At 68.6% G+C, this 25237-nt stretch carries 24 protein-coding genes and 1 pseudogene; 9 read left to right on the forward strand and 16 right to left on the reverse strand.

The genetic code is table 11. From position 1 onward, the window contains the following. Positions 1-199, forward strand: a 199-nt coding sequence (locus tag ETD86_RS25980) for an aldo/keto reductase (protein WP_211370312.1), incomplete at its 5' end; no start/stop codon positions are given. Positions 200-391: 192 nt separating this feature from the next. Here the strand turns inward: ETD86_RS25980 and ETD86_RS25985 are convergent. Then, positions 392-1285: a tyrosine-type recombinase/integrase gene (locus ETD86_RS25985; protein WP_170223264.1), complete on the reverse strand. Its 894-nt coding sequence runs from the start codon at positions 1283-1285 to the stop codon at positions 392-394. Between the two features lie 7 nt (positions 1286-1292). Beyond that, positions 1293-1757, reverse strand: a complete 465-nt coding sequence (locus tag ETD86_RS55415) for a hypothetical protein (RefSeq protein WP_170223265.1) — start codon at positions 1755-1757, stop codon at positions 1293-1295. 236 nt (positions 1758-1993) lie between these two features. Here ETD86_RS55415 and ETD86_RS25995 point away from each other — a divergent pair, with 236 nt between their 5' ends. Beyond that, positions 1994-3646, forward strand: coding sequence for an ISL3 family transposase (locus tag ETD86_RS25995; protein WP_211370313.1), 1653 nt, complete (start codon positions 1994-1996; stop codon positions 3644-3646). Between the two features lie 143 nt (positions 3647-3789). Here ETD86_RS25995 and ETD86_RS58320 read toward each other — a convergent pair whose 3' ends face one another. The 3 genes and pseudogenes from ETD86_RS58320 to ETD86_RS26005 form a co-directional block, all read right to left on the reverse strand. Next, a complete protein-coding gene (locus tag ETD86_RS58320) occupies positions 3790-3930 on the reverse strand; it encodes a hypothetical protein (protein ID WP_246148180.1) in 141 nt (46 codons plus the stop codon). Between the two features lie 6 nt (positions 3931-3936). Beyond that, positions 3937-6872 (reverse strand): annotated as a pseudogene (locus ETD86_RS26000) (Tn3 family transposase); the annotation flags it as partial. Between the two features lie 158 nt (positions 6873-7030). Beyond that, positions 7031-7396 (reverse strand): lamin tail domain-containing protein, encoded by a 366-nt coding sequence (locus ETD86_RS26005; RefSeq protein ID WP_170223266.1) that lies wholly within the window; start codon positions 7394-7396, stop codon positions 7031-7033. Between the two features lie 140 nt (positions 7397-7536). Between ETD86_RS26005 and ETD86_RS26010 the strand changes: the two genes are divergently transcribed. Then, positions 7537-8406 carry a recombinase family protein gene (locus ETD86_RS26010; RefSeq protein WP_425465656.1) on the forward strand — a complete coding sequence of 290 codons (870 nt, stop codon included), beginning with the start codon at positions 7537-7539 and terminating at the stop codon, positions 8404-8406. 92 nt (positions 8407-8498) lie between these two features. Here the strand turns inward: ETD86_RS26010 and ETD86_RS26015 are convergent, their stop codons facing one another. The 5 genes from ETD86_RS26015 to ETD86_RS55420 form a co-directional block, all read right to left on the reverse strand. Then, positions 8499-9698 (reverse strand): NAD(P)/FAD-dependent oxidoreductase, encoded by a 1200-nt coding sequence (locus tag ETD86_RS26015; protein ID WP_246148169.1) that lies wholly within the window; start codon positions 9696-9698, stop codon positions 8499-8501. Then, positions 9695-9892 (reverse strand): ferredoxin, encoded by a 198-nt coding sequence (locus tag ETD86_RS26020; protein ID WP_138668789.1) that lies wholly within the window; start codon positions 9890-9892, stop codon positions 9695-9697. Before ETD86_RS26020 ends, ETD86_RS26015 begins: the two co-directional genes overlap by 4 nt. Before the next feature lie 20 nt (positions 9893-9912). After that, positions 9913-11130: a cytochrome P450 gene (locus ETD86_RS26025; protein ID WP_138668790.1), complete on the reverse strand. Its 1218-nt coding sequence runs from the start codon at positions 11128-11130 to the stop codon at positions 9913-9915. 115 nt (positions 11131-11245) lie between these two features. Further along, positions 11246-12685 carry an MFS transporter gene (locus ETD86_RS26030; protein ID WP_138668791.1) on the reverse strand — a complete coding sequence of 480 codons (1440 nt, stop codon included), beginning with the start codon at positions 12683-12685 and terminating at the stop codon, positions 11246-11248. Further along, positions 12682-12855, reverse strand: a complete 174-nt coding sequence (locus ETD86_RS55420; protein ID WP_170223267.1) for a hypothetical protein — start codon at positions 12853-12855, stop codon at positions 12682-12684. Before ETD86_RS55420 ends, ETD86_RS26030 begins: the two co-directional genes overlap by 4 nt. A gap of 317 nt (positions 12856-13172) precedes the next feature. On the opposite strand from ETD86_RS55420, the gene ETD86_RS59215 reads away from it, so the two are divergent. Both ETD86_RS59215 and ETD86_RS26035 read left to right on the forward strand, forming a co-directional pair. Continuing rightward, complete coding sequence (locus ETD86_RS59215) at positions 13173-13304, forward strand: hypothetical protein (protein WP_281286960.1); 132 nt, start codon at positions 13173-13175, stop codon at positions 13302-13304. After that, positions 13301-14152 carry a tyrosine-type recombinase/integrase gene (locus ETD86_RS26035; protein WP_211370314.1) on the forward strand — a complete coding sequence of 284 codons (852 nt, stop codon included), beginning with the start codon at positions 13301-13303 and terminating at the stop codon, positions 14150-14152. The genes ETD86_RS59215 and ETD86_RS26035 overlap by 4 nt, the downstream gene beginning before the upstream one ends. On the opposite strand, the gene ETD86_RS26040 is transcribed toward ETD86_RS26035, so the two are convergent. Beyond that, complete coding sequence (locus ETD86_RS26040) at positions 14133-14618, reverse strand: hypothetical protein (RefSeq protein WP_138668792.1); 486 nt, start codon at positions 14616-14618, stop codon at positions 14133-14135. The genes ETD86_RS26035 and ETD86_RS26040 overlap by 20 nt on opposite strands. Positions 14619-15295: 677 nt before the next feature. Continuing rightward, positions 15296-16240 carry a LysR family transcriptional regulator gene (locus ETD86_RS26045; protein ID WP_138668793.1) on the reverse strand — a complete coding sequence of 315 codons (945 nt, stop codon included), beginning with the start codon at positions 16238-16240 and terminating at the stop codon, positions 15296-15298. A gap of 123 nt (positions 16241-16363) precedes the next feature. Between ETD86_RS26045 and ETD86_RS26050 the strand changes: the two genes are divergently transcribed. Further along, positions 16364-17026: an MBL fold metallo-hydrolase gene (locus ETD86_RS26050; protein WP_246148170.1), complete on the forward strand. Its 663-nt coding sequence runs from the start codon at positions 16364-16366 to the stop codon at positions 17024-17026. A 156-nt stretch (positions 17027-17182) separates the two neighbouring features. On the opposite strand, the gene ETD86_RS26055 is transcribed toward ETD86_RS26050, so the two are convergent. Continuing rightward, positions 17183-17851 carry a TetR/AcrR family transcriptional regulator gene (locus tag ETD86_RS26055; RefSeq protein WP_138668795.1) on the reverse strand — a complete coding sequence of 223 codons (669 nt, stop codon included), beginning with the start codon at positions 17849-17851 and terminating at the stop codon, positions 17183-17185. A 101-nt stretch (positions 17852-17952) separates the two neighbouring features. Here ETD86_RS26055 and ETD86_RS26060 point away from each other — a divergent pair, with 101 nt between their 5' ends. Genes ETD86_RS26060 through ETD86_RS26070 form a run of 3 tightly spaced genes read left to right on the forward strand, consistent with a single transcriptional unit; the run spans position 17953 to position 21721 of the window. Then, the gene (locus ETD86_RS26060) at positions 17953-18480 is read left to right on the forward strand and encodes a 2Fe-2S iron-sulfur cluster-binding protein (RefSeq protein ID WP_138668796.1); all 528 of its coding nucleotides are present in this window, start codon (positions 17953-17955) and stop codon (positions 18478-18480) included. Beyond that, entirely contained in the window at positions 18477-19472 is a 996-nt protein-coding gene (locus tag ETD86_RS26065) for an FAD binding domain-containing protein (RefSeq protein ID WP_138668797.1), read from the forward strand. The genes ETD86_RS26060 and ETD86_RS26065 overlap by 4 nt, the downstream gene beginning before the upstream one ends. Continuing rightward, positions 19469-21721 (forward strand): xanthine dehydrogenase family protein molybdopterin-binding subunit, encoded by a 2253-nt coding sequence (locus tag ETD86_RS26070; RefSeq protein WP_246148172.1) that lies wholly within the window; start codon positions 19469-19471, stop codon positions 21719-21721. Before ETD86_RS26065 ends, ETD86_RS26070 begins: the two co-directional genes overlap by 4 nt. Positions 21722-22052: 331 nt before the next feature. On the opposite strand, the gene ETD86_RS26075 is transcribed toward ETD86_RS26070, so the two are convergent. The 3 genes from ETD86_RS26075 to ETD86_RS26085 are packed head-to-tail and all read right to left on the reverse strand — an operon-like array spanning position 22053 to position 25227. Beyond that, positions 22053-22961, reverse strand: coding sequence for a carbohydrate ABC transporter permease (locus tag ETD86_RS26075; RefSeq protein ID WP_138668798.1), 909 nt, complete (start codon positions 22959-22961; stop codon positions 22053-22055). Beyond that, positions 22958-23890, reverse strand: a complete 933-nt coding sequence (locus ETD86_RS26080) for a carbohydrate ABC transporter permease (RefSeq protein WP_138668799.1) — start codon at positions 23888-23890, stop codon at positions 22958-22960. The genes ETD86_RS26075 and ETD86_RS26080 overlap by 4 nt, the downstream gene beginning before the upstream one ends. Further along, positions 23887-25227 carry an ABC transporter substrate-binding protein gene (locus tag ETD86_RS26085; protein ID WP_170223268.1) on the reverse strand — a complete coding sequence of 447 codons (1341 nt, stop codon included), beginning with the start codon at positions 25225-25227 and terminating at the stop codon, positions 23887-23889. The genes ETD86_RS26080 and ETD86_RS26085 overlap by 4 nt, the downstream gene beginning before the upstream one ends. Between the last annotated feature and the right edge of the window lie 10 nt (positions 25228-25237).

Here is a 25237-nt window from a genome sequence, read left to right on the forward strand (position 1 = left end):
CTCGGCGCTCTCGGCGGTCGCCGCTCGATTGGAGGCGACACCGATGTCCGTCGCACTGGCCTGGCTGCTGCGGCGCTCACCGAACATCCTGCTCATCCCCGGCACGTCATCGACGGCACACCTGCGCCAGAACATCGCCGGCGCGGGACTCTCCCTCTCTCATGAGGACTTGACCGAGCTGGACGACATCAGCCGCTGAATGCCCCAGAGCTGACCGCCTCACAAGCCACGACCAAAGCCACCGTTCAAGTTCCGGCCCCGGTCACCTTCGGGGTCCCCGTAGCAAACGGCGGAAATCCAACGGATTAAGGCCTGACCTGCGGGTTCTCGCGTTCCACGGTTCTCGTTGATCATCTCTGCTACGGGGAGATCCGGAGAAACACGTGAAGCGCTAGTCGAAGACGCGGTCGACGACGGCAGCTTGCTCGGCTGTGCCGGCGCGGAAATACCGGGCCGAGGTGTCGAGGGAGGCGTGGCCGAGGAGGGCCTGGACCTGAGCGACGTCGGCACCGCCTTCGCGGAGCCGGGTGGCGTAGGTGTGGCGGAGCCGATGGGGGCGCAGGCCGGGGAGCTTGGCGTCGGCGCCGACGGCCAGTACGACCTGGACGATCCCGGAGATGGTCAGGGCTCCGCGCTGGCCGGTCCACAGCGGGCCGGGTTGGCGGCCACGGATGTCGAGCCATGCAGTAATGCGGGCCCGTGCGGTCGGTGGGATCGGGACTGTGCGGACTTGATCGCCCTTGCCGTGCAGGCGGATGGTGCCGGTGCGGGCGGTGATCGCGATGTCGTCGGCCTCCAGCCGTGCACACTCCTCTTCGCGGGCTCCGGCAAACAGCAGGACCGCGATGATCGCCGCGTCGCGGGCACTGCGGCGGGCGGCGGCTCGTTCGACGGCACCCTGCTCGGCGGTGGTGAGGGCATCGGGCTCGCCCGGCTTGGGGACAGTGGCACGTTTGACGTCGATGCGCAGCCCCACCTGGGCGTACATGAGGGTGAGCGCGGCGATGCCCTGGTTGATGGTGTTGGGCGCGGCCCGGTCGTCGATCCGGCTCCGGCGCCAGGCGGTGACTGCGGCTTCGGCGCCCACCAGGTCGGCAAAGGCGTCGTCACGCTCGGCGGCGTGCTCGGCCAGCCACGCGACGTAGGCGGCGATCTGCCGCCGATAGGCCTTTACCGTGTTGGCCGACAGCTTGCACCGGTCGAGGTGACGGTGTGCCGCCACCACGGCCTCAAGAGCGGCAGCGCCGACGTCGTCGGCGGGCCGGAGTGCGACGACATTGGGCATGACGCGGTCACCCTCGCCCGTCAGCGTCGCCGTCGAGCGGGCCGGTATCCCGGGCACTGCGCCGGAGCGCCTCGCGCGCGGTGTCCTCGGCCCGCCAGGCGGTGCGCATCCTCGCCAGCAGCTCGCCGGTGCGCTCGAAGCCCGCCTCCGCCAGCCCCGCCAGTTCCTCGCGCAGCGTGCGGCCAACGCGGTCGCAGGTGGCGCTCGCCTCGTCGCGGACGCGGCGGGCCCTGGCGATCCGGGCCGGATCGCCGCTGGCCGTGGCGGCGGCCAGCTCGGCTTCCGCCTGTTCGTACCGCTCATGCAGCGCCTGGTGCTCGGCGGCGAGGTCGGCTTGCCGGGCGTGGGTGACGAGGTCTTCGGCGTGGTTGATCGTCACGAGCTCGGCCACCGCGCGGTGCTCGGTGTCGGCTCGGTCAAGGAGCGCGTCGACCTCGGGCTGCCCGGTCCGGTGCGAGTTGGGATCCGTCATCGGCGCCCGCTCCTTATTATCCGCTGAGTTCAGCCCCGGCTTCTGATTCTCCGGCGGCGACGTTATCTGTGATTTTCGCTGCTGTGGGGTCTGGTGCATTTGCTGGGGAGCGGTCACGGAGTGCGACTTCCAGGCGCGAGTAAGGCCGGGGCTGTATGGAGGGTGGTAGCGATCGCGTAACGCGTTGCGCGTGAGAACGGCCGTTCTGTCACGATCTGGATCGCCAAGATCTGATCATGAAGAACGGCCGTAGGGGTGCCATTGTGCTGCACGAGCTCACCGGCAGGGAAGTCGGTCTGCTGAACATGCTGTTCCCGCACTTAAGGGGCCTGGTCCTTGACCAGGTGGAGGATCTGGGTGACCGCCTGAGGATCGCGGCCCGTACGGGCTCGGAGGTGGTGGCCTGCCGCGGCTGTGGGACACCGTCGGCTCGGGTGCACGACCGGTATCGGCGTCGGCTGCAGGACTTGGCCTGCGGCGGGAGACCGGTCCAGGTCGAGTTGGAGGTCCGCCGGTTCATCTGCGGCAACCCGGCGTGCTTGGTGGCGACGTTCGCCGAGCAGGTCCCCGGGCTGACCGCCAAACAGCAGCGCCGCACGGCAGGGCTGCGGGGTCTGCTGGAGCGGGTCGCACTGGCCCTGGCCGGCCGCGCGGGGTCTCGGCTGGCCGGTGCGCTGGGCACGATCGTCTCCCGGTTCACGCTGATCCGGCTGGTCAGGGCGTTGCCCGATCCCGAGATCGGGCGGGTCACCGTGCTCGGGGTCGATGATTGGGCCAAACGGCGCGGGCATTCGTATGCGAGTGTCCTGGTGGACATGGCCGGCCACCGCATCATCGACGTGCTGCCCGACCGGGAGGCCGCCACCCTGGCCGAGTGGCTGCGCGCGCATCCCGGCGTCGAGGTGATCTGCCGGGACCGGGCCAGCGCCTACGCCCTGGGCGGCCGGGAGGGCGCGCCCGATGCCCAGCAGGTGGCGGATCGCTGGCACATGTGGGATGACCTGCGCGAATACGCGGACAAGACCGTCGCTGCCCACCACCGGTGCGTCAAAGAGCACTACGTTGCCCTTGCCCAGGTCGCCGAGGAGCAGGCCCCCAACCCCGGCCAGGTCGCCGAACAGAAGACCATCGACCATGCCGAGAACAGAGCGCGCGTGGTGAAGGCAAGGGAGCGCTACCGGCAAGTCCAGGCGCTGAAGGCCGAAGGCAAGAGCCACGCCGCGATCCAGCGGGAGCTGCGCCTGGCGCCCATGACCGTCCGCAAGTACTCCCGCGCACAAAGCGTCGATGAGGTGGTGGCGGGCACGCTGACCGGATGGCCGAGCATGCTGGACGATTACAAGCCCCACCTGCATGAACGCTGGAATTCCGGGTGCGCCAACATCCAGCAGCTGCACCGGGAGATCACCGCGCTGGGCTTTCGCGGCAGCTACGGCACCGTCTACGCCTACCTCGCGCCCTTCAAGGGCTCAGCCGCGCCGCCCGCCGTCCCCGCGCCGCCCAAGGCCCGCCACATCACCAGCTGGATCCGCCGCCGCCCCGACAACCTCGGGCCGGATGAGCAGCGGAAACTCAAGGAGGTCCTGGCAGCCTGCCCGCACCTCGACGCCTTACACGGCCACATCAAGACCTTCGCGCAGATGATGACCGAACGCCAAGGCCAGCGCCTCGACGCTTGGATCGACGCCGTCCGGGCTGACGACCTGCCCCACCTGCATTCCTTCGCCAACGGCCTCGAACGCGACCACGCCGCCGTCCTGAACGGACTCACGCTCCCTTACAGCTCAGGCGTTGTCGAGGGCAAAGTATGCAAGATCAAATTCTTTAAACGGCTCATGTTCGGCCGCGCCAACTACGACCTCCTCAGAAAGATGGCACTGCTGAACTGAGCCGAGATCACCGACCGTGGCCGCTCCCCACCAAATGCACCAGACCCATCAAGAACTCAAAGTCACAGACGTTATCCACTGAGAACCTAGTCATTCTCAGCGGATAATTCAGCTTATCCACTGAGCTGCCGTCATGAGAATCTTCAGATTTCTTCGTCGTCGGCGTCGGGTGCGTCGGGGTCGCGTAGGGCGCGGATCGCCCCCGGAGGCAGGTCGGGAAGCAGGAAGGTGTAGGCGCCGTGCACGCCCAACTGGGTGTTGACGAAAGGCGAGAGCCGGGCCATGTCCTCATCTCGGACGGGGTAGCCCTGCGCCTTCAGCTGCTGGACTGCCGCGTCCAGGTAGACGGTCGTCCACAAAACGACGCAATTGAGAACAAGCCCGAGGACGCCGAGCTGATTTTCCAGCCCACGTTCGTAGCGGTGGTAGAGCTCGCCCTTCTTGCCGTGGCAGATCTTCCGGGCCAGGGCGTGGCGGCCCTCCTGCAGGTTGTGGATGTGCTTGATGTCGCGCCGGTAGGTCTCGTCGGTGTCGATGTAGGCGAGGATATGGAGGGACTTGAAGATCCGGCCATAGGCAGCGATCGCCTCCCCAGCGCGGTGGGGTGACCCTCGCGCTGCAGCATGGTCACTACGTCGTAGGCGCGGACGGTGCCGGTGTAGATCGAGGCGACCACGCGCAGGATGTCCGGCCACATCCGCCGTACCTTGCGCAGGTCGATCCTGCCGCGGGCGAAGGTGTTCAGCGGCCCGTAGTCGGCACCGGGGTCGATGCGCCACCCCTTCTGGTCGGGCAGATCCGCCAGCGCCGGCCGGTAGGAGATGTTCAGCAGTTCCAACAGGCCGAAGGTCAGGTCGCTGTAAGAGCCGGTGTCGGAAACGACGATCTCCGGCAACTCCCCGCCGTCCAGCCCGAAGATGACGTCGACCATGTGCAGGGAGTCGCGGACCGTGCCGGACACGATCTTCGCACCCCTTCCGATTCCTTGATTATTTATTGCGTTGAGCCAGGTCATGCCGCGCTTGGAGCCGAAGAATTTGCGGTTGGGGCGAGCGAAGACCGCCGGGACCGGGACCACGAACCGCATGCCGTCGACCGCGGCGACCATGCCGCCACCCCACGCCTGAGCGAGCGGCAGCCCAGCCTGCCAGGCGACCAGCGGCGCGTTGGCCAGACTGAGCGTCTCGGGCCGGAAGTAGTTCTGGAACACATGCGAGAGTCGCGAGCGCTCCAGCGCGGGGACACCGGTCTTGGCGATCGGCCGGTAACCGACGTTCATGGAGTGCGCGGCCAGGCACGCCGCGATCGAGGTCGGCAGATCCTCCAGCCGGGAGCGGCCGCCGGAGGCCGCGGTGAACGCCTCCACCAGCTGTGGCTCCCAGCTCATCACCTCCAAGATGACCTCGGGCAGGTCCACGCGCGGCAGCATCGCCGTGGTGCGCTTGCGCAGGTCGACCAGCGAGGGCGGCTCTTCGATGGCCTTCACGCCGGTTAAGTGGATCTTCCCGGCGTCGTCGATCCGGACTTCGGTGTTGGCGTCCAGGCGGCAGCCCACGTCGTGGTACGCCGCTTCCAGCGCCCGGGTGTGGTCGGCCAGCAGGGCGTCCGGGTCCTCCGGCAGGCCCAGCGCGGTGAGCACGTCCGGCCGGACCGCTTCCCACGCCTGACCTTCCAGGAGTCTGGCCTGCGGGTCGCGCCACTTGGTTGAGGCGTCGGCGTAGATCTCGCGGCGTTTGAGATGGCGGTGGAACTGCTCCAGGAGACAGAAGGTGTAGGCGTGCCTGTTCACCGCGCCGTCCTCGTGGACGGGCCGGCCGAACACCAGGCGCTTCCACGGGCCGTTCACCACGGCCGCCTCGATCAGCCGGCCCGGAATCAGCGGTGCGGGAAGCCTGCTGCGGTAGGCCAGCACCTCCGGCAGTCGCTGCATCGCCGCCAGCACCGGGGCACCCTCGGCGTTGGCACCGAAACAGATCGCCTTGGGCAGCACCTTCAAGAACCCCGAGACCGTGCTGTAGCGGCCGACCAGCTCGCTGCGCCAGTCATCGGGCTCTTCCGCATCCGTCGGCAGCACGTTCTCATTCACCAAGACCAGCGCCGCCCGCAGTTCCGCCCGCGACACCACCGCCTCGATCGCCTCCCACACCTCCGACACCCGCGGCTCTTCGTCCTCACCACCCCAGGCGTCGGAGTCGAACAGCGCCTCCACCGCCACCGCCAGGCGGGCCGAGGCCTTGGCCAGCTTCGGGTGCTTGCGGATCTTCTCCTTGTCCGCGGCGGTCTGCGCCTTGTTCAGCAGCTCGGTGGTCATCAGCAGGTCCAGCAGTTCCAGGGTGTTGTCGACCGACTTGGCCTCCAGGAACGCCACCGTGGCCAGCAGCGTCGCCAGACGGCGGCCATCGCGGTGGCGGCGGATCTGCGAGGCGTCCGCGCTCATCCCATACTTGGCCAGCTCCGCCAACCGGCGCGGCGGCACCAAGCGGTCGGTCTCCAGCTCCGTCATGCCCAATCCCGCGACCTCGGCGACCTGCTCCAGTGCTTTGATCAGCGTCGGCCCCGATCCGCGTGGGACCGGGCCCTTGCGCCAGCGCTCCAGGTCCGAGATCCGCGACCCTGGCGGGACCTCCAGCAGCTGGTCCAGCACATAGCGCTGGCCCACGGTCAACAGCCCTTCCAGGACACCCCACAGCCGTCGGGTCGTCTCATCGCGGACGTTGGTGACCAGCCGCGCCAGCGTCGTCACCCCGGGCAGGAGCACATCCCGCTCCCGCAGCCAACTCACCGCGTCGAGAAAGATCGCCTTCGGTCCATCCCTCGTGGTCCAGGACCTGGCCTCCACCCACTCTCGCAGATCCGCTTCGACGGTCCCGAATTCCTTCAGGCCGTACACCCGCCGGATCTCCCACTGGTGGTCGAATCGCGTCTTGGTCCGCTCGGTGTACTTCTTCACGCACGACGGGTCGGCGATGCCCAGCTGTTCGGCCACGAAGTCGAGGACCGCCGTCGGCACCTCCAGCGGGTCCTCCAGGAACGCCCCGACCCAGCGAACAGTGACGAGTTGAAGGCTGAAGCCGAGCTTCATGTGCTCGCCACGACGACGCTCGACCAGCTCCCGGTCCTCGTCATCGAGGAAGAACACCCGCTCCAGGTCCGCGCGCGACGGCACTTCCCCGTATCGGCCGTACGCGGACGCTTCGTCATCGGTAAGGAACTCCACCACCGGCATGGTCCGCAAAGTATGGCCAGTCCGCCCACAACAAACCGAGAGTAGCCGAACAGTTACTCAATCCGCCGCCATGCTGCTGCTCACCCGCAACGGGCCGCTGGATGGCGGTAGGTCCGCCGACGTCGATCCGCTACCGCCACTGACCGATTGGTTGCTGCTCAGGGGCCGTAGCCCCAGTACAGGGTTTTGCTGGTGTTGGTGCCCTGCCCGCTGCGCAGCCTCACGCTCTTGCCGGCGGCGAGGGTGAAGTTGGGGGCGAGAAGGCAGCGGTGGTTGCTGGCGTCCTGCACGGTCCAGCCGCCGATGCGCACCGTGCGGGTGGTGTTGTTGCGGATGTCGGTGTACTCGCCGTTGACGCTGGGGTTGCCGCCGCGGTTGGAGCCGGGACTATCGAAGTAGATCTTCACGATCTCGATGCTGGGCGCCGCGTGAGCGGGCAGCGCCGGGAGCAGGAGGGTGGCCGCTGTTGCTACTGCGGCGATGATCGGGGGAGAGGAGAGGTCGCACCGCCGAGTCCTCTGCACGTAGGGGGATGGGGCACAGGTGAGACGACCGCCCATCACAGAAGGTTGTCGAAGAACCACGTTCTGTTGGCACTCCAGGTGGTGGCCGGGAGTACACCACGCAGCGCGGCCACGTTGAACGGAAGACCACGGAAGCATTCCTGCGGGTGGAGGCTTTCGCCTGCCCGATGTCGACGTGCGGAGTCCCGGCTGGATCACCGTGCCGGACGACCAAGAACCGGGTGGCCGTCCAGTACCACACCGCCCGGTTCAAGCTCGTGCCCACGCTGGCGAAGGCGCTGAACGTGCCGACCCCGGCGCTGCGGCGGCCGGGCACCGCCTGGACCCGGCTGCCCGCACCTCCCGCGGCCACCGCGCCGACCGGGCACGCCAAGATCGGCTACGCCCGCGCCTCCACCGCCCGCCAATCCCTGGACACCCAACTCGACGCCCTGAAGACGGCCGGGGTACCCCGCGTCTTCTCCGAGAAGGTCTCCACCCGCATCACCACCCGCCCCGAACTCGAACACGCCATCGCGCACGCCGCGGACCTGCGCGCCTCCGGCGTCGCCGTCACCCTCGTCGTGCACGAGCACAAGCGGCTCGGCCGCGGCCTGGAACTCGCAGAGCTCGCCGAACGGCTGCGCGCCGGCGACATCGGCCTGGAATTCCTCACCGGCGAACTCCAAGGCCACCACGACCCCGGCGGCATCGTGTTCACCGTCCTGGCCGCCCTGTCCGGCATGGAACGCGAGTACATCCGCGACAAGACCCTCGACGGCCACGAGTCCGCCCGAGTCCGCGGCAAGAACATCGGCGGCGCCACCGTCACCGATCCCGCCATGCTGTCCATGGCCCTGCACCTGCGCGACCAAGGACAGAGCCTGCGCGACATCGCGGCCCAACTCCTCATCACCCAAGGCAAGAAGAAGGGCAAACGCCCCTCACCCGCCACCGTCATGCGAATGCTCCGCGACCACGACGAACACGCCTCAGCGGCCGAGATCAACGGGACAGAGCCAGCCCGCTGACCAGTACCAAAGCTCTACCTTGCGGCTCGCCGTAGCTTCAGGAGTCCTGGGTCGACTTGCGTGACCCCGCCACTGCTGACGACGACCAGGAGCTATGACGATGGGCCAGGCTGGAGCGCCTGCCGCCAGGGGGTTCGCTCGGCGACATGGCGGCGGAGGCCGCGTGCCTGCGGGGGCAGGTTCCAGGTGACGGCGCCTGTGACGCGGCCGTCGGTGCTGTAAAGGGCGGCGAACTGGTGGGTGGTGGGGTCTTCGGCGATGATGTGGAATTCGCCGTCGCGACCGGTGAGGCCGTACGCCTGGATTTTCACGTCGTATTGGTCGGTCCAGAAGTAGGGCACCGGTGCGAACGGGGTTGCTGCGCCCAAGAGAGTTTCCGCGGCGGCGGCGCCTTGTTCGGTGGCGTTCATCCGGTGTTCGACGCGCATGCGCCCAAAGTGGGGGTGTTGCCAGGAGGCGAGGTCACCGGCGGCGACGACGCCGGGGGCGGCCTGGCACCTCTGATCGCATTGCACGCCGTCGCCCAGGTTCAGTCCACTGTCGGCCAGCCAGCCGACCGCCGGTATCGAACCGATGGCCACCAGCACCAGGTCGGCCGGGACGTGGACGCCGTTGTCCAGGTCCACTCCGGTCACCCGGCCATCGCGGCTGGTCAATCCGGTGACCGCGGTGCCGGGGCGGAGCTGCACGCCGTGCTGGATGTGCAGCTCGGCAAGCCGCTGCGCCACATGGTCGCCGAATTGGCGGATCATCGGGGCGGGCAGCGGATCGATCAGGGTGACGTTCAGGCCGAGTTCTCGGGCGACCGCGGCGACCTCCGATCCAAGGAAGCCGGCGCCGACGATGGCCACCGAGGTGGCGGCGAGAAGCCCGTCCCGCAGGGCGAGGGCGTCATCGAGGGTGCGCAGCAGGTGCACGCCGCCGAGCTCGTGTCCCGCGGGCAGCGCCCGGGGGGTGACTCCCGTGGCGATTACCAGCCCGTCATAAGCAAGCACCCTGCCGTTCGAGAGGGTGAGAGTGCGCGCGTCGGTGTCGAGGGTGGTGGCGGCGATGCCCAGCAGCCAGTCCGCGCCCAACGTGGTGAGGGCGTCGTGGCGGCGCAGCGCTACACGGTTGGGTTCCCAGCTGCCGCGCAGGATTTGTTTGGACAGCGGCGGCCGATCGTAGGGTAGTCGCGGCTCCTCACCGACCATGGTCAACGCGCCGGTGAATCCTTTCCGGCGCAGGGTTTCGGCGGCGGTCAGACCCGCCGCCGAAGCACCTACGACAACGATTCGAGATGGCTGGTTCACGACGGGGTCAGCGTGATCGCCAGGGCTGGGCAGATGCGGGAGGCCTCCCAGACGTCCTCCTGTAGCCCGGGTTCCGGGCTGTCTTGCAGGAGCACGACGATGCCGTCGGAGTCGCGCTGGTCGAACACCTCAGGTGAGGCGAGTACGCATTGCCCGGAGCCGATGCAGGCGTCTTGGTCGATGGTGATCTTCATGTGCTTCTTCCTTGTGTGATTTACCAGGTGACGGGTAGTTCGCGCACCCCGTAGAAGACCGCGTTCTCCTTGAACGTCAGCTGTTCCAGCGGTACGGCCAGGGCCAGTGTGGGGATGCGTCGATACAGGGTGCTGTAGACGACTTGCAGTTCCACTCGGGCCAGTGACTGGCCCAGACACTGGTGGGCGCCGAAACCGAAGGCGACATGGTGGCGGGCCTTGCGGCGGACATCGAGGGTGTCGGGGTCGGGGAAGGCCGAGGGATCGCGGTTAGCGATGCTTTTCACCGCGATGATGCCGTCGCCTTTGCGGATGAGCCGGCCTCCGATCTCGAGATCTTCCCGCGCGACGCGGCGGGCTTCGGTATGGGTGATGGACAGGTAGCGCAGGAGCTCTTCGGCGGCGTTGGTCACCAGTGCGGGGTCGCCGCCGTCGCGGACCGCGCTCAACTGGTCCGGGTGCGCCAGCAGTGCGGTCGTGCCCAGCGCGATCATGGTCGCGGTGGTGTCGTGCCCGGCCACCAGAAGGAGTTGACCGGCCGTGGCGATCTCACGCCGGGTCATCGCGCCGGTCCGGTACTGCTCGACGGCCAGTCTGCTGAACACGTCGTCGCCCGGCTCGGCATTCTTCTTGTCCACCAGTTCCTCCAGGTAGGCGTTCAGTTCCTGGCTGGCGGCCATGGCCTGTTCAGGGTCGGGTTCGTCCATGACGAGCGTGCGGGACACTCGGTGGAAGAGGTCGCGGGCGGTATAGGGCGCGCCCAGCAGTTCGCAGATCACCAGTGAGGGAACCGGTAGCGCGAACGCCTCTACCAGGTCTACTGGATTCGGGCCGGCGAGCATCTCATCAATAAGGTCATCGACGATCCGCTGGATCCGGGGCCGCAACGCCTCCATCCTTCTGATCGTGAAATCCGAGGTCAGGAGCCGTCGCTGGGCGGTGTGCTCCGGCGCGTCCATCTGCATCAGCGTCTTCATGTGTGCGTCGCGTGCCTTGCTCACCGCGTTGGTGTGCGGGAAGCCGGGTTGCGCCACGTCGACGCTGACCCGCGGATCGGCGAGCAGCGCACGCACATCCGCATGGCGGGTGACCATCCACGGGGTGCTGCCATCCCACAGTCTCACTCGTGAAACCGGCGCGTCTTCTAGTCGTCGGCTCAACTCCGGCGACGGGTCGAAGGGACATCCCGTCGCGCGGGCCATCGGAAAGGTCGGCATCTCTGGCAGGGCGTCAGTCATGGCATCTCCTCGCATCAAATGCGGTATTGGGTGATCTCGGGCACGTGGTGAACAGGCGATCGGAAACCCGAGCCGGTCATCCCCGGGGGTGGACGTCATGTCGGTGGATCGCGAGTCACGAGCCCTGTTGAAGCGGAGCGTGGTCGGCCGGCTCGGCGGGCTCCAGGCGGCTCGAACGGTTCGCCGCGCGTGCGGTGATGGCGCCGATCGAGCAGATGATCGCGAATCCGAACAGTACGTACCGTGCCGAGTCGAGCATCGACGGGTCGCCGAGGTTGACCAGGACTCCGGCCACGGCCGTGCCGAACGCGATCGACAGGCTCGTTACGGTGGCGATCGCCGCGGCGGCCCTGCGTCCTTCCTCTGGATCCTGGGTGCTGGACATGGCGGCCACGGAGAGGTGCGGGTAGGCCAGGCCGATGCCGGAACCCGCGATGAACAGCACCGGCACCCACAGGAGTACCAGCCAGGTCGGCGTGTCCTCGCGCTGCAGCAGTCCCTGGAGGAGGAAGCCGGACGCCAGGAGCAGCGGGCCGATGATGCGCAAACGGCGTACCGTGCGCTGTCTGGTGGCCGATGAGCTGCCGAGCTGGGTCAGCGACCAGCCGAGCGAGATGGCCGCCCCGAACAGGCCGGCCGCGAGCGGGGGCAGCCCGCCCAGCTGCTGGCCGAACAGCGGGACGAACGACTCGACCGCGACGCCGAAGGCCAGGAGCCCGAGCGTCAGGTAGATCCACTTCAGTGGTGAGCCGGCCTGGTAGGTCGTACGCGGGAAGACCCGCAGCTCGCTGCGCCGTTCGTAGGCGACGAAGACGGCCACCAGCAGCAGTGCCACCACGATGCCGCCCACCATCGCCATGGTGCCGGGCAGTACTCCGGCCAGGCTGACGGCCGCGGTGGCCGCCGTGACCAGCAGCAGCGACACGGCCGGGACCGGCGCCCGCGCGTCACTGCGTTCGCCGCGCGGTAGCACCCGGGGCACGATCGCGCAGCACGCCGCCGCGATCACCGCCATCGCCACGAACGCCAGGCGCCACGAGCCGAACTGGGCGAACAGGCCGCCGAGCGCCGGGCCGACGAAGTTGCCGACGCCGTACATCGCTGACATCAGGGCGTTGCCGCGGGTCCACAGTCGGCTCGGCAGGGCCGAGCGGATGACGGCGAACCCCAGCCCGGACAGCACCCCCGCCCCGAATCCCTGGACGCCGCGGCCGGCCAGCAGTACCGGCATCGCCGGGCTCGCCGCACAGGCCAGCGAGCCCACCAGGAACACGGCGAAGCCGAGGCGGTAGGCGCCGACGTTCCCCCACCGGGCCAGGAGCCGACTGACCAGCATCGTCGCGATCACCATGGCGACGAGGTAGATCGTCATGTTCCAGGCGTAGAAGCCGGCGCCGCCGATGTCGGCCACCGTGGTCGGCAGCAGGCTCGAGGCCAGATAGATATTGACCGCACCGACGAGCACGCCGCCCGCCAGCACGATCGCAGCTCCGAGATGTTGGGGGCCCAGCAGTTCCCGCCAGGAAGGCGGGGCGGGGGTTGAATCGGGAATCACGCGGTCATCTCGCTCAGTTCGTCGGGGGCTGCGGTGGGCTTTCCGGGTTCGGACTCGCTGGCCACGGTCATGGAGGCGTTGCGCGCATCGATCCGTCCGCGGCGCGGCCGCCGGCCGCGGGTCTCGATGGCAGGCTCCGCGCCGGGCTGCTCCTTGTCACCAGCACTCATGACTTCAAGGCTGTCGTTGAACCGAGCCCGGAGACTTTTCGCCGCCTTTCGTGGACGGTTCTGGGCCGGTAGCCGGGAAAGCCTCAAGCCCCGGTCGAACCATGCCGCTCTGCTCCCCGTGATCGAGGCCATGCGGGCAGCCGATCAAGCACCTCTTCATGACGAACATGGTTGAGGCCGCGGCCGCCTGTGACACAGAATTAGATATTCTGTGTCACACAGAGAGTCTGGCGATCACAGCGACCTGCGGATCGGTCCTGCGACGGTGACCGCGACTCCCTAACGTTCTATGTCACATCAGCCGGGAGGCCTCTTCGATGTCGGTGACACCATTGCGCGCGGGCCACGGCGCCGTCTCGCTCGGCGACGCGGTCGCCCGGTTCCTGGACCGCTACCGCGACGAGCCCGGCACCGCCGTCACCTACGCCGGACCCTCACCTACCTGTTGACCGCCGCCGGGCAGAACCAGCCCGTCTACGGGCTCGACCCGCAGACGTACGCTGCGGTGATGGCCCGCTGGGACGAACGGGCCCCGGCGACGTGGAACAAGCACCTGTCCGCGCTGCGATCCTTCGCTGCCTACGCGATCCGCAACGAGTGGATCACCGCCGACCCTGCCCGGCACCTGGAACGCCGGAAGATCACCCAGCGGGGCGACCAGGCCGTTCCGCAGGCCCGACTGGAAGCGCTGTTCACCGACGACCGCAACACCCTTCGTGAGCGGGTGCTGTGGCGGCTGCTCTATGACACCGCCGCCCGGGCCGAGGAGATCCTCACCCTGGACATCGGCGATCTCGACCTGGAGTTTCGCCGGGCCCGCACCCGCAGCAAGGGCGGTGACACCGAGTACCTGCATTGGGCCACCGCCACCGCCCGGCTCCTGCCCCGGCTGCTGGCCGGCCGCACCGCGGGGCCGGTGTTCCTGGCCGAGCGGCGCTCACCCGCCTCAGGCAAACGCGCCAGGGCGCTGACCGACATCGACCCCGTCAGCGGGCGCGGCCGCCTGTCCTACCCGCGCGCCGAGTACCTGTTCAAGCAGGCCTCCGTGCGCCACGATCCGCACGGCAGCGGGTGGAGGCCTGCACCAACTGCGGCACTCCGCGCTCAAGCATCTGGCCGCCAGCGGCCGCAGCGCCCCCGAACTGCAGGCCAAGAGCCGCCACAAGCACCTGGCCACTCTCGGGCACTACGTCCGGCTCGGCGAGGAGACCTCCGCCCGCCTCACCGCCGACAACGACCCGCTCGCCCGCCGTCCCCCTCGCTGACCGGCGACGAAGTCAGCGCAGCTCCTCGGTGATAGTCCAGCCTCGGTTGCGGCTCATCCGGGTGAGCTGCTGGCGCAGGCCGGCGATGCGTTCCCGGGCGTCGGGGCCGGCGATCCCGATCGTGATGAGCTCGTCGGTGGCGTGGTAGCTGGTCCGCCGGTCACCAGCGGCCACACGGCAGGCCGCGTTGATAGTGGCGCGCAGCCGGATGACCTTGCGGGGATCGTCTTGGCCGCCGAAGCCCTCGATCGTCAGACAGGAGAACAGCGGCGCGCGCTGGAGACTATCGCGGCGCTCCACGGCGTTCTGCTCATCCTGATCGCCGCGCAAAGCGCCCAGGAACTTGTCGCGCTCAGCCGAGCTGATCGGCCTGCGCCCCAGCCAGTCGGGCCAGCCATCAGGGCGGGTCGGAACGACGCGGACCGGCTCATACGGCGCCACAGGCGCGATCGTCTCAGCGGACTGGTCGGTGGAATCGGCGGCCGCGCTGTCGCTCACCTGGCTCCTCGTGATGTATCCCGCCATAAACGGTGATCTCTCTCCGAGAGTACAGGTGGCATACACCCCATGATCTACAAATTGGACCGATTCACCACATCATGAGCACGACTGGCCACGGGACACGCCAGCGGAGCTCTACCTGGCCTTGACCTGCGGTGGGAGGCTTAGCGTTCAATTTCAGCCGGATGGTCCCAGGACCCCAAGCCCGCACACAACCTTCGTGCATGCGTGCAGAGATGCCTCGATACGGACGGTCATCTACCTCCCGGGCAACGCCGGCTGCTGGCCGACTGCATCGACCAGCTCGATGCCCGTCTCCAACCCGCGCTCTACCACGACGACCCGGTGGAATACTTCCGCACCCGCGACCTGCTGACCGTGGCTCGACACCTTCAGGTAGCTATGTCGCCTCTGTAGTGCTGCCCATCTGACCCAGCGACGCGCGACCCGAGGAAGAGCCCACTCGCACGGAGCCGTGCTCCCTCGGGCCTGTCAACGGCCCCACTGGTCAAGCGCCTCCATGCCTGACGGCGGCAGGCCCAACCGGGTGTGCACACGACTTCAGACATCCGCGCAGAGGACTTCGGAAATTGACAATGCGTGTGAGACCTCCAACGATCACCGGGAAGTTCCCCCCTTCCCGGCCGATCCACAGATCTCGAGCATTGCTCGCGTCAGGATTCCACGGGGTGGAAATCGACATCCGGCACCCAGCGCTGCCGATCGGACGGCGACGGCAGGGTTGCGGCGTGCAGGTGGCGGAACAGTGTCTGGAGCATCGGATGCGGGTTGCGGCGATGCCACACGATGGACCAGGGGAGCAGCGGTGTCGGATCCACGATCGGAACTCGGCGCAGCCCGGTTCCGGTAGCGTCGATGCTCATTTCGCCGAGTCCCACGGCTTTCTTCTCGCGGAGGAACTGCTCCACCAAGTGGCGCTGGCCGATGGCGGGAGCGGTGAAGCGCAGCGGAACGTCGAAGTGGTCGGCGAGCCGCCTCAGATAGCCGCGCCATTCGGCGGCGCCCGCCGGGTCTGGCATGGAGATGCCCCACTCGCGCAGGTCGGCCGGACGTAGCTCGCTCTTGTCGGCGAGCATATGGTCTTGTGGGATGAACGCATGCAGCGGCTCCACGTGCACGAGCCGGCAGGCGAGCTCGGACGGCCATGGCCATGGCAGGTCGTGTACGCGTCCGAAGGCCGCATCGATCTCCTGCCGCCGTACCGCTGGGATTGCCACCGCGAGCCCTTGCCTCATGCTCAGCTCCACTTGCAGCCCGGGGTCGCGTTCGCTCGCTCGGCGAAGCATCCGCAGGGGAGTGAACCGTTCGTCGTAGACGTCCACCCGCAGCGGATCCGCACTCACCCGGATCGCCGCGATGGCCTTGTCGAAGGCCGACAGGGCCTCCAGCGCCAATGGCAGCAATCGTTGCCCCGCGGGTGTGAGCTCCACCGTTCGCGTGGTGCGCTCGAACAGCGGCATTCCCAGCGCCTCCTCCAGTCGCCGGATGCGTTTCGATAGTGCCTGCTGGCTGACGAACAGCCGTTCGCCTGCGCGCCCGAAGTGCAACTCCTCCGCGGTGATGACGAACGCCCGCATGCCCTGGATGTCCACTTCCATGGGCAGCAGTGTATACACAACCCAACGTTGTCAATCAGCTGCGGATTGCTGTTGGACACTGCCGCTGACGTGCCGGTTTCCTGGTGTCCCATGGACACCATCGAGATTCGCCAGAATCTTCACATGCTGTTGCTGGAATTCGGGCAGGCGTACCTGTGGAACGACGCGGGCGCGCTCACGCTCATCGATACCGGCATCGCCACCTCCGGCGGCGACATCGCTGACGCCATCGGACGGCTGGGTTTCCGTACGAGGGACGTACGACATGTCATCCTCACCCACTTCCACGAGGACCACTCAGGCGGCGCGGCCGAGATCAGCTCGTGGGGAGACGTCATCGTGATGGCTCACCGGCGGGAGGCACCGGTGATTCGCGGCGAGGTGCCGGCGCCCCCGCCCAATTTCACCGACGAGGAGCGCGTCCTGCATCGCCAACTCGGCGCCCACCTGTTGCCCCCGGCGCCACCATGCCGTGTCGATCGCGAACTGGAGGACCGTGACCTGATCGACTTCGGCGGCGGCGCCCGGGTGATCGCCACCCCGGGGCACACGGACGGGAGCATCGCGATCCATCTCCCAGGACCGGGCGTGCTCTTCACTGGGGACACCGTGGTTCACGTGGACGGGCAGGTCATACCCGGGGTGTTCAACCTCGACCGCGAGGAGATGCTGCGTTCGTTCCGCAAGCTCGCGGTGGTCGGCGCGGAGCTGGCCTGCGTGGGTCACGGCGAGCCCATCCAGGACGCCCACATAGCGCTCCCCGCGGCCGCCGATCTCATCCGCTGATCGCTGACCGGACAAACCCATGTTCGCGTGCGGTGCCGCGAGCTCGACTGGCTAGCTGGCGATCCTCGCTAGATTCTGGGCATGTGTGTCAGGTTTTTCACGCGGTTCGGGGCAGGCGCGCGGGCTGTGTGGTCACTACCCAGCCCGTGGGCTTGATCAGTCCGTGCCTTGGCGTCGGCGCAGCGTCGGCAGGCCCGCGAGGAACGCGGTGAGGGCGCGCTTCAGCGTCGGGAGGAACGGCGGGCGGGCGGCGGCGATCCACGGCTCCTGCGCGTAGAGCTCGGCCAGCACCGGGGGCGGATGCGCTATCGGGTAGAGAAAAGCAGCCAGCGCGGTGGCCGTCCCGACCAGTTCCTGGCCTTCACCGTTGGTCAACCCGGTGGCCCGAGCGACCTCGGCCCCGATCTCGGCGCCCACGTCGAGGAGCGCCACCTTGAACGCGCGGGCCGCCTCGAGCGACACGTTGTGCTCCAGGCTGGCCGCGGCGTAGCCGAGGAGGTCGCACAGGAGCGGCCGTGCCTCCAGCGTCTCGGCGAGCGCGTCGACCACGTCGCCCGGCCCATCGGCGGCGCGCAGCCGCTCGGTCACTGCTTGTTTCCAGTCTTGCCATTCTTCGGTGGCGAGTTCGAGATAGATCTCCTCGCGCGTGCCGAAATAGCGCACCACATTGGACTTCGCCAGCCCCGCGGCCGCCGCCATGGCGCGCAGGCTGACCGTGCGCACGCCCGAGCGAAGGGCGAGCTCGCGCGCGGCGGCGAGGATCGCCTCGCGTCGCTGTTGCTTGTGCTCCGGCCGCCTGGCCCGCAGAAACTCCGAGTCCCTCATTTTCCCAGACAGCATAACGGCACTCTTAGCAGACCACTGTCCGCTTGTTAAGCGGACAGTGGTCTGTTAGCGTCGCTGGTACCCCCATCTACGGAGGATCCATGCCGGCTGTACTGCTACGGGTGAACGGCACCACCCACGAACTCGACCTGGAACCGCAGGTCAGCCTGCTCGACGCGCTGCGCGAGCACCTCGGGCTGACCGGCACGAAGAAGGGCTGCGACCAGGGCGCATGCGGAGCCTGCACCGTCCTGGCCGACGGCGTGCGCGTCAACGCCTGCCTGGCGCTTGCCGTCCAGTACGAGGGCCGCGAGATCACCACGATCGAGGGAGTCGCAAGCCCGCTCCAGGCGGCGTTCGTCGCCCACGACGGGTTCCAGTGCGGCTATTGCACCTCCGGCCAGATCTGCTCGGCGATCGGCATGCTGGCCGAGCACGGGGACGACGTGCCGAGCGCGGTGACCGAGCACCTCGCCGCCGGCGGCGTGGAGTTGACCGACGCCGAGATCAGGGAGCGGATGAGCGGCAACCTGTGTCGCTGCGGCGCCTACAACGGCATCGTCGCCGCGATCAAGGAGGTCGCCGGGGCGGATGCCGCGGCCCGGGTTCCGGCGGAGGCGGCGCGATGAGGTCGTTCGCGTACGTGCGCCCGCCCGACGTGGCCGCCGCCGTCCGGGCGGTGGCGGCAGAGCCGGACGCGAAGTTCCTCGGCGGCGGCACCAACCTGGTCGATCTCATGCGCGAGGGGATCGAGCGGCCCGGAACCGTCGTCGACGTCACCGGACTGCCGCTGCAGCAGATCGAGGAGTTGCCCGGTGGGGGCGTGCGCATCGGCGCGCTGGTCCGCAACAGCAGCCTCGCCGCGCACCGGCTGATCCGCACCCGGTACCCGATGCTGGCCCAGGCGATTCTGTCGGGCGCGTCGGCGCAGCTCAGGAACATGGCGACGGTCGGGGGCAACCTGCTGCAGCGCACCCGCTGCCTGTACTTCTACGACGGCGCGGCCGCCTGCAACAAGCGCGAGCCGGGGGCCGGCTGCGCCGCGCGCGACGGGTTCCACCGGGGCGGCGCGATCCTCGGGGCGAGCGGGGCCTGTGTGGCCACTCATCCGTCCGACATGTGCGTCGCGCTCGCCGCGCTGGACGCCGTGGTCGAGGCGGAGAGCGTGCGCGGCGTCCGCCGTATCCCGCTGGCCGGCTTCCACCGGCTGCCCGGCGACACCCCGCACATCGAGACGGAGCTGGCCGCCGACGAGTTGATCACCGCCGTCGAGTTGCCCGCCTCGCCGGTCGCCGCGCACTCGCGCTACCGCAAGGTGCGCGACCGCGCGTCGTACGCGTTCGCGCTGGTCTCGGTGGCCGCCGCGCTGGAGGTCCGGCACGGCGCGGTCACCGGCGTGCGGCTCGCGCTGGGCGGGGTCGCCGCCAAGCCGTGGCGGGCCTCCAAGGCCGAGCAGGCCCTGCTCGGCGCGCCCGCCACCGAGGAGTCCTTCCGGCACGCCGCCGAGATCGAGCTCGCCCCCGCCGAAGGGCTTCCGGGAAACGCATTCAAGATCGAGCTCGCCCGGCGCACGATCGTCGCGACCCTGCGCCAGGTGCTCACCCAAGGGGGTGCGGCATGACCGGGCCGCGCGACGCCACGAACCAGAACCAGCTCATGACCCAGATGGAGAGCCCGCCGAGGCCGCAGTCCGCGGCGGGGCCGGTGGTGGGCAAGCCGATCGACAGGGTGGACGGCCAGGCCAAGACGAGCGGGCAGGCGCGGTTCGCGGCCGAGTATCCGTACCCCGGTCTCGCGTACGCCGCGCTGGTGCACTCGACGGTCGCGCGCGGCCGCGTCACCGGGTTCGACGTGGCCGAGGCCGCCGCCGTGCCGGGCGTGCTGACGATCCTCACGCACGAGAACGCCCCCAGCATGAAGCCACCGCCCCGGGCGACCCTGACGAACGGCGGCATGATCGTCACCGGGACCACGGTCAACTACCTCAACACCGACGAGGTGCACTGGAACGGCCAGCCCGTCGCGGTCGTCGTCGCCGAGACCCTGGAGGCGGCGCGCGAGGCGGCGGGACTGGTCAGGGTCGCCTACCGGGAGTCGCAGGCCACCGTCGACTTCGCCACCGAGGAGGAGCACGCCGTCCCGCTGAAGGGCAACCCGCTCCAGCGCGGCACCGCGAGGAAGGGCGACGCCGAGGCGGCGTTCAGGGTCGCCCCCGTCTCGGTGGACCTGCGGTTCACCACCCCTCCGCTTAACCACAACGCGATCGAGCCGCACGCCACCACCGCCGTGTGGGACGGCGACCGGCTGACCGTGCATGAAGGGACGCAGGGCATCGCCTGGCTTCGTGCCCATCTCGCGGCCAGGTTCGGCGTGCCCGAGGCGTCCGTGCGGGTGATCTCGCCGTTCGTCGGCGGCGCGTTCGGCGGCAAGGGCCCGGTGTGGGCCGGCACGCTGCTCACCGTGCTGGCGGCCCGCGCGACCGGGCGGCCGGTGCGGATGATGCTCACCCGCGAGGGCGTCTACCGCACGGTGGGCGGGCGCTCGCCGTCCATCCAGCGAGTGGCGCTCGGCGCGGCAGCGGACGGCCGCCTGACCGCGCTCATCCACACCGGCGTGACCGGCACCGGGAGGGTCGGCGGCCTGCCCGAAGCGGTCACCTCGCCGTCCGGGCACCTGTACGCCGCGCCGAACATTCTCCTTCGGCACAGCCTCGTCGAGCTCGACCTGCTCCCCAACACCTTCATGCGCGCCCCCGGCGAGGCCCCCGGCACGTTCGCCCTGGAGGCGGCGATGGACGAGCTCGCGGACAAGCTGGGCATGGACCCGATCACGCTGCGGATGCGCAACGAGCCGGAGACGAACCCGATCGACGGCAAGCGCTTCTCCCACCGGCTGCTGCGCGAGGCGTACGCCTACGGCGCGCAGCGGTTCGGCTGGGCGGACCGCACTCCCGAGCCGGGCTCGATGCGGGACGGCCGGTGGCTGGTCGGCATGGGCGTCGCCACCGCCCACCACGGGACGATGCGGTTCACCGCCAACGTCACGGTGCGGCTGTCGGCGGACGGCAGCGTGCTGGTGCGGTGCGGCCTGCAGGAGATGGGCATGGGCGCGGCGACCGCCCAGGCGCAGATCGCGGCCGACGCGCTCGGCGTGCCGTTCGAGGCGGTGCGGGTGGAGTACGGCGACTCCACGCTGCCCACCGGGCCCGGCGCGGGCGCCTCCGCGCAGACCGTGAGCGTCGCCGCGAGCCTGCTGGCCGCCTGCGACAAGCTAAGGCGCAAGGTGCGCGCGCTGGGCGAGGGTGGATCGCTCGCGGAGATCCTCGCACGGGCGGGACGAGACCACGTCGAGGCGGCGGTCGGGTCCCAGACGCGGCTGGGCACGCTGGCAGGGCAGGCGAAGTTCATCGCGAAGTTCCTGCGCGACCACCGGCGCTGGGTGAAGGCGGGGTGCGGGGCGCAGTTCTGCGAGGTGCGGGTCGACCCCGACACCGGCGAGATACGGGTCTCGCGCTGGCTCGGCGTGTTCGACGTCGGCAAAGTGATCAACGCCAAGACCGCCGCCAGCCAGCTCCGCGGCGGCATCGTCATGGGCATCGGCATGGCGCTCTCAGAAGAGACTCTGGTGGATCCGCGCACTGGACGGATCATGAACCCGAGCCTGGCCGAGTACCACGTCCCCGTGCACGCCGACATCCCGCCGATCGACATCCACTACCTGGACGAGCCCGACCCGACCATGCCGCTCGGGCTGCTGGGCCTGGGCGAGATCGGCGTCACCGGCGTGGCCGCCGCGATCGCCAACGCCGTCCACCACGCCACCGGCAAGCGCGTCCATGACCTGCCGATCACCCTGGACAAGCTGCTTTGACCGCGCCATGTCCTCCAGAGGAGGGAGCCGGCGACTGAAGGCGCCAGCATCGGCCAGGAGATCCTTACCGGGGACCCTCATGCCCGTGATCCTCAGTGTCCCGTAGCGCCGCGATCGTCGTCCCGCCCGGCCCTGACGCCCAGGGTCGGTCGAGTCCGCCGTGCCGATCCCGCTGATTGCCTGTACGCACCTCGCCGCCACCTTCGACGGCGAGATCGCCACCTTGTACGTCGACGGCCGGCAACGCGGCAGCGCTCGGCCGGCCTACACGGGGATGTCGCTGGGCGGGCGCCGCCTGTTGTGGCGTCACGCGCAGCGCCTGCGGCGCCGCTTACTTGATCGCGCCCGCGCCGATGCCCTTCACGATGTGCCGCTGCGCCATCAGGTAGAAGATCACGACCGGCACGATCGAGATGGTGGTGGCGGCCAGGAGGATCTGCTGCTGTGGCGTCTCGGCAGAGGTGAAGGCGGTCAGACCGCGCTGGACGGGCATGAGTGAGTTGTCCTCGAACAGGACGAGCGCCATGAGGTACTCGTTCCACGCCCCCAGCCCCTGGATGACCGCCACGGCGGCCATGCCCGGCCGGGCCAGCGGGAGGATCACGTTCCAGAAGATGCGCAGCGGACCGGCGCCGTCCAGCGCGGCCGCCTCCTCCAGCGCGCGGGGCTGGCTGACGAAGAAGCTGCGCATGATGAGCGTCGACATCGGGATGCCCGAGGTGATGAGGATCAGCACGTAGCCCACGGGATTGTTCGTCAGGTTCAGCGAGATGAGCAGCTTGTACTGCGCGAGGAACATGGCGGGCGCGGGGATGATCATCACGGCGAGGATGACGAACGTGAACACGCCCTTGCCCGCGAAGTCGAGTCGCGCGAGGGCGTATCCGGCGAGGCTGGACACCAGCAGGATGCCGATGACGGCGGATCCCGTGTAGAGCACGCTGTTGCGCAGGTAGATGCCGAGTTCTCCCTGGACCCATGCGGTCACGTAGTTGTGCCACTGCGGGTCGGCGGGGAGAAAGCGCTCGTTCGAGAGCAGCTCTGTGAGGCTCTGCAGAGATCCGGACAGCAACCACAGGAGCGGGAACAGCGCGGTCAGCGCGGCGACGCTCAGCAGTCCGTACAGGCCGACCTTGTCGAGGCGTACTCCCCGTCGAGGTGGACGAGTCCCGCCTTCGGCCGTGCTGGTCGGTACTGAAGCGACGGACATCTCGTCGGCCCTTCCTGTCGTCCGGCTCATGCGCGGGACCTCCGCCTGGTGATCGCGAGCTGGATCACGGACAGCAGCACGAGGGCGCCGCCGAAGATGACCGACATGGCCGCGGCACTGCCGTAACGCCAGTTGACGAACGCCTCGTTGTAGATGGCGAGCGTCGGCACCATCGTGTGGTGGCCAGGCCCGCCGTTGGTCAGCACCTGCACGGTCCCGAAGATCTGGAGCGCGGCGAGCAGCGTGAGCAGACTCACGATCGAGGTGACCGGGGCCAGCTGCGGCCAGGTGATGTACCGGAACTTCGACCAGCGGTTGGCACCGTCGAGCTCGGCGGCCTCGTACAGCTCCTTCGGCACGTCTTGCAGCCCCGCGAGGAAGAGCAGGAAGCCGAACCCCCAGTGGAACCACACGAACACCGCCGCCACGGCGGGCAGTGCGACGGCCGGCTCGCCGAGCCAGTTCTGCTGCAGCATGCCCAGGCCCACCATGCCGAGCAGCCGGTTGAGGATGCCGGATCCAGGGGCCAGGATGAAGGAGAACAGCAGGCCGACGACGACGACCGACAACACGCCCGGCAGGTAGAAGACGGTGCGGAAGAACGTCCTGCCGCGGGTGACGCTGTTGACGGCCAGCGCCATGCCCAGGGCGACTCCGTTGCCGGCGACGAAACCGACGACGCCGAAGAAGACGACGTTGCGCATGGACGCCCAGAAGATCGGGTCGGAGGCGACGAAGTCGTAGTTGGCCAGCCCCACCCATGGGGTGTCGGGGCTGACGCCGTCCCAGGACTGGAAGCTCAGCAGGATCGCCTGCACGAAGGGTGTGATCGTGAAGATCCCGATGAGCGCGATGGCCGGCGCCAGGAACGACCAGCCGATCAGGTTGCGCCGGAGAGCGCGCCTCCCGCGCGGCGCCGTTCGACGCCGCGCGGGAACCGCGAGGTGCTGCGTCATCATGACGTGCGGTCCTGCGCCGCCTGGATGGTGGCGAGCACGTCGTCCACCGTCACCTCGCCCAGCACCAGACGCTGAGACTCCGCCTTGATCGCGGTGTTCACGTCAGGGGTGAAGGTTGTTGACATGACTTGCATGGTCTTCACGCCGGCGGCGAAGCCCTCGAGCTGGCCGGGGATGTCCGTGCCGGCGAGGAGTTCCGGGTTGCTGGGCAGGATGCGAGCGGTCTTGGCGAACACCGCCTGCTGCTCGGGCTCGGTCAGCCACTTCACGAACGCGAGAGCCTCCTTCGGATGCTTGCCCCTCGGGTTGATCACCGCGCCCTTCCCGGGGATGCCCGGCGAGCGCGGGTCGTGGACGCTTCCGGGAGCCTTGGGCAGCCCGGCGGAGAAGTAGTCCTGGAACTCCGGGTTCGTCCTCAGGCCGACCGAGACGCCTGGGGCGGCGTCGAAGATGGCCCCCATCGACTTGGTGAAGAAGGACGACTCCACGTTCGGGTGGTCGTCCTGGCCACCGGGGATGGAGTTGTTCGCGAGGACGCCGGCCTTTTTCAGGTCGGCCAGGAATTGGAAGGCGTTGCGCCAGCCGTCCTGTTTCCAGCTCACTTTCCCGTTGAGGGTCGCCTCGATCTCGGCGTCCGTCAGCCAGTTCGAGGCGAGGCCTTGGATGATGTTCGGCGTCTGCGAGGCCGCGATGGAGAATTTCGCTTTCTTCGCGGCGAGCGCGTCGATGAACTCGGTCGTCGTCGCGGGCGGCTTTTCCGCTGACATTCCGGTCAGCGCCGGGTTGATGAGGAAGCCGTATGTCTGCGTCTCCCAGTGCACCGAGTAGCTGCCGGGCTTGACCCCGAGGTTGTTGCCTTCCTGGAACGTCGACATCTTGAGCACGGTGGGGCTGAAGTTCTTGCTCCAACCGGCGTTCAACTCGGCAGAAAGGTCCATCGCCCAGCCGGCCTTGTAGAACGGCGCCATCTGAGTCGCGTCGAATGACGAATAGACGTCGGGCATGGATCTGGACTGCGCCTTCGCCTGAAGCTTGGGCAGGTAGTCGGCCGGCCCAGGCGTGTCAATAGTGATCTTGACGCCGGTCTTCTTGGTGTACTGCTCCGCGAGTTGGGTGAGCGCGGCCTCTTGCCCGCGCGACTGGTTCATGAAAGTCAATCCGACGTCTCCGGTGGCGGGTTCGCCGGACGACGAACAGCCTGCCAGAGCAAGCGCACCGACGATCGCCAATGACCCTGCCGCGATGATGGTGCGGCGACGAGTGCCGCGTGCTGAAAGATTTGTACCCATGGTCCTCACCTTTGGAAGCCTTGGATGGGGAAGCGGCCACTTCTTCATGCCCGCCCGG

The sequence above is a fragment of the Nonomuraea turkmeniaca genome (genome assembly GCF_005889735.1).
Lineage (GTDB): Bacteria > Actinomycetota > Actinomycetes > Streptosporangiales > Streptosporangiaceae > Nonomuraea > Nonomuraea turkmeniaca.

Bases quoted from the DNA above. Each gene is read 5' to 3' on its own strand.
- ETD86_RS25985 (WP_170223264.1), bottom strand. From the start codon at position 1,285: ATGCCCAATGTCGTCGCACTCCGGCCCGCCGACGACGTCGGCGCTGCC.
- ETD86_RS55420 (WP_170223267.1), bottom strand. From the start codon at position 12,855: ATGAGTGCTGGTGACAAGGAGCAGCCCGGCGCGGAGCCTGCCATCGAG.
- ETD86_RS26020 (WP_138668789.1), bottom strand. From the start codon at position 9,892: ATGAAGATCACCATCGACCAAGACGCCTGCATCGGCTCCGGGCAATGC.
- ETD86_RS26080 (WP_138668799.1), bottom strand. From the start codon at position 23,890: ATGATGACGCAGCACCTCGCGGTTCCCGCGCGGCGTCGAACGGCGCCG.
- ETD86_RS59215 (WP_281286960.1), top strand. From the start codon at position 13,173: ATGTCGGTGACACCATTGCGCGCGGGCCACGGCGCCGTCTCGCTCGGC.
- ETD86_RS26050 (WP_246148170.1), top strand. From the start codon at position 16,364: ATGCTGTTGCTGGAATTCGGGCAGGCGTACCTGTGGAACGACGCGGGC.
- ETD86_RS26060 (WP_138668796.1), top strand. From the start codon at position 17,953: ATGCCGGCTGTACTGCTACGGGTGAACGGCACCACCCACGAACTCGAC.
- ETD86_RS25995 (WP_211370313.1), top strand. From the start codon at position 1,994: ATGAAGAACGGCCGTAGGGGTGCCATTGTGCTGCACGAGCTCACCGGC.
- ETD86_RS26025 (WP_138668790.1), bottom strand. From the start codon at position 11,130: ATGACTGACGCCCTGCCAGAGATGCCGACCTTTCCGATGGCCCGCGCG.
- ETD86_RS26070 (WP_246148172.1), top strand. From the start codon at position 19,469: ATGACCGGGCCGCGCGACGCCACGAACCAGAACCAGCTCATGACCCAG.
- ETD86_RS26085 (WP_170223268.1), bottom strand. From the start codon at position 25,227: ATGAAGAAGTGGCCGCTTCCCCATCCAAGGCTTCCAAAGGTGAGGACC.
- ETD86_RS55415 (WP_170223265.1), bottom strand. From the start codon at position 1,757: ATGACGGATCCCAACTCGCACCGGACCGGGCAGCCCGAGGTCGACGCG.
- ETD86_RS26065 (WP_138668797.1), top strand. From the start codon at position 18,477: ATGAGGTCGTTCGCGTACGTGCGCCCGCCCGACGTGGCCGCCGCCGTC.
- ETD86_RS26075 (WP_138668798.1), bottom strand. From the start codon at position 22,961: ATGAGCCGGACGACAGGAAGGGCCGACGAGATGTCCGTCGCTTCAGTA.
- ETD86_RS26045 (WP_138668793.1), bottom strand. From the start codon at position 16,240: ATGGAAGTGGACATCCAGGGCATGCGGGCGTTCGTCATCACCGCGGAG.
- ETD86_RS58320 (WP_246148180.1), bottom strand. From the start codon at position 3,930: ATGGCCCGGCTCTCGCCTTTCGTCAACACCCAGTTGGGCGTGCACGGC.
- ETD86_RS26055 (WP_138668795.1), bottom strand. From the start codon at position 17,851: ATGAGGGACTCGGAGTTTCTGCGGGCCAGGCGGCCGGAGCACAAGCAA.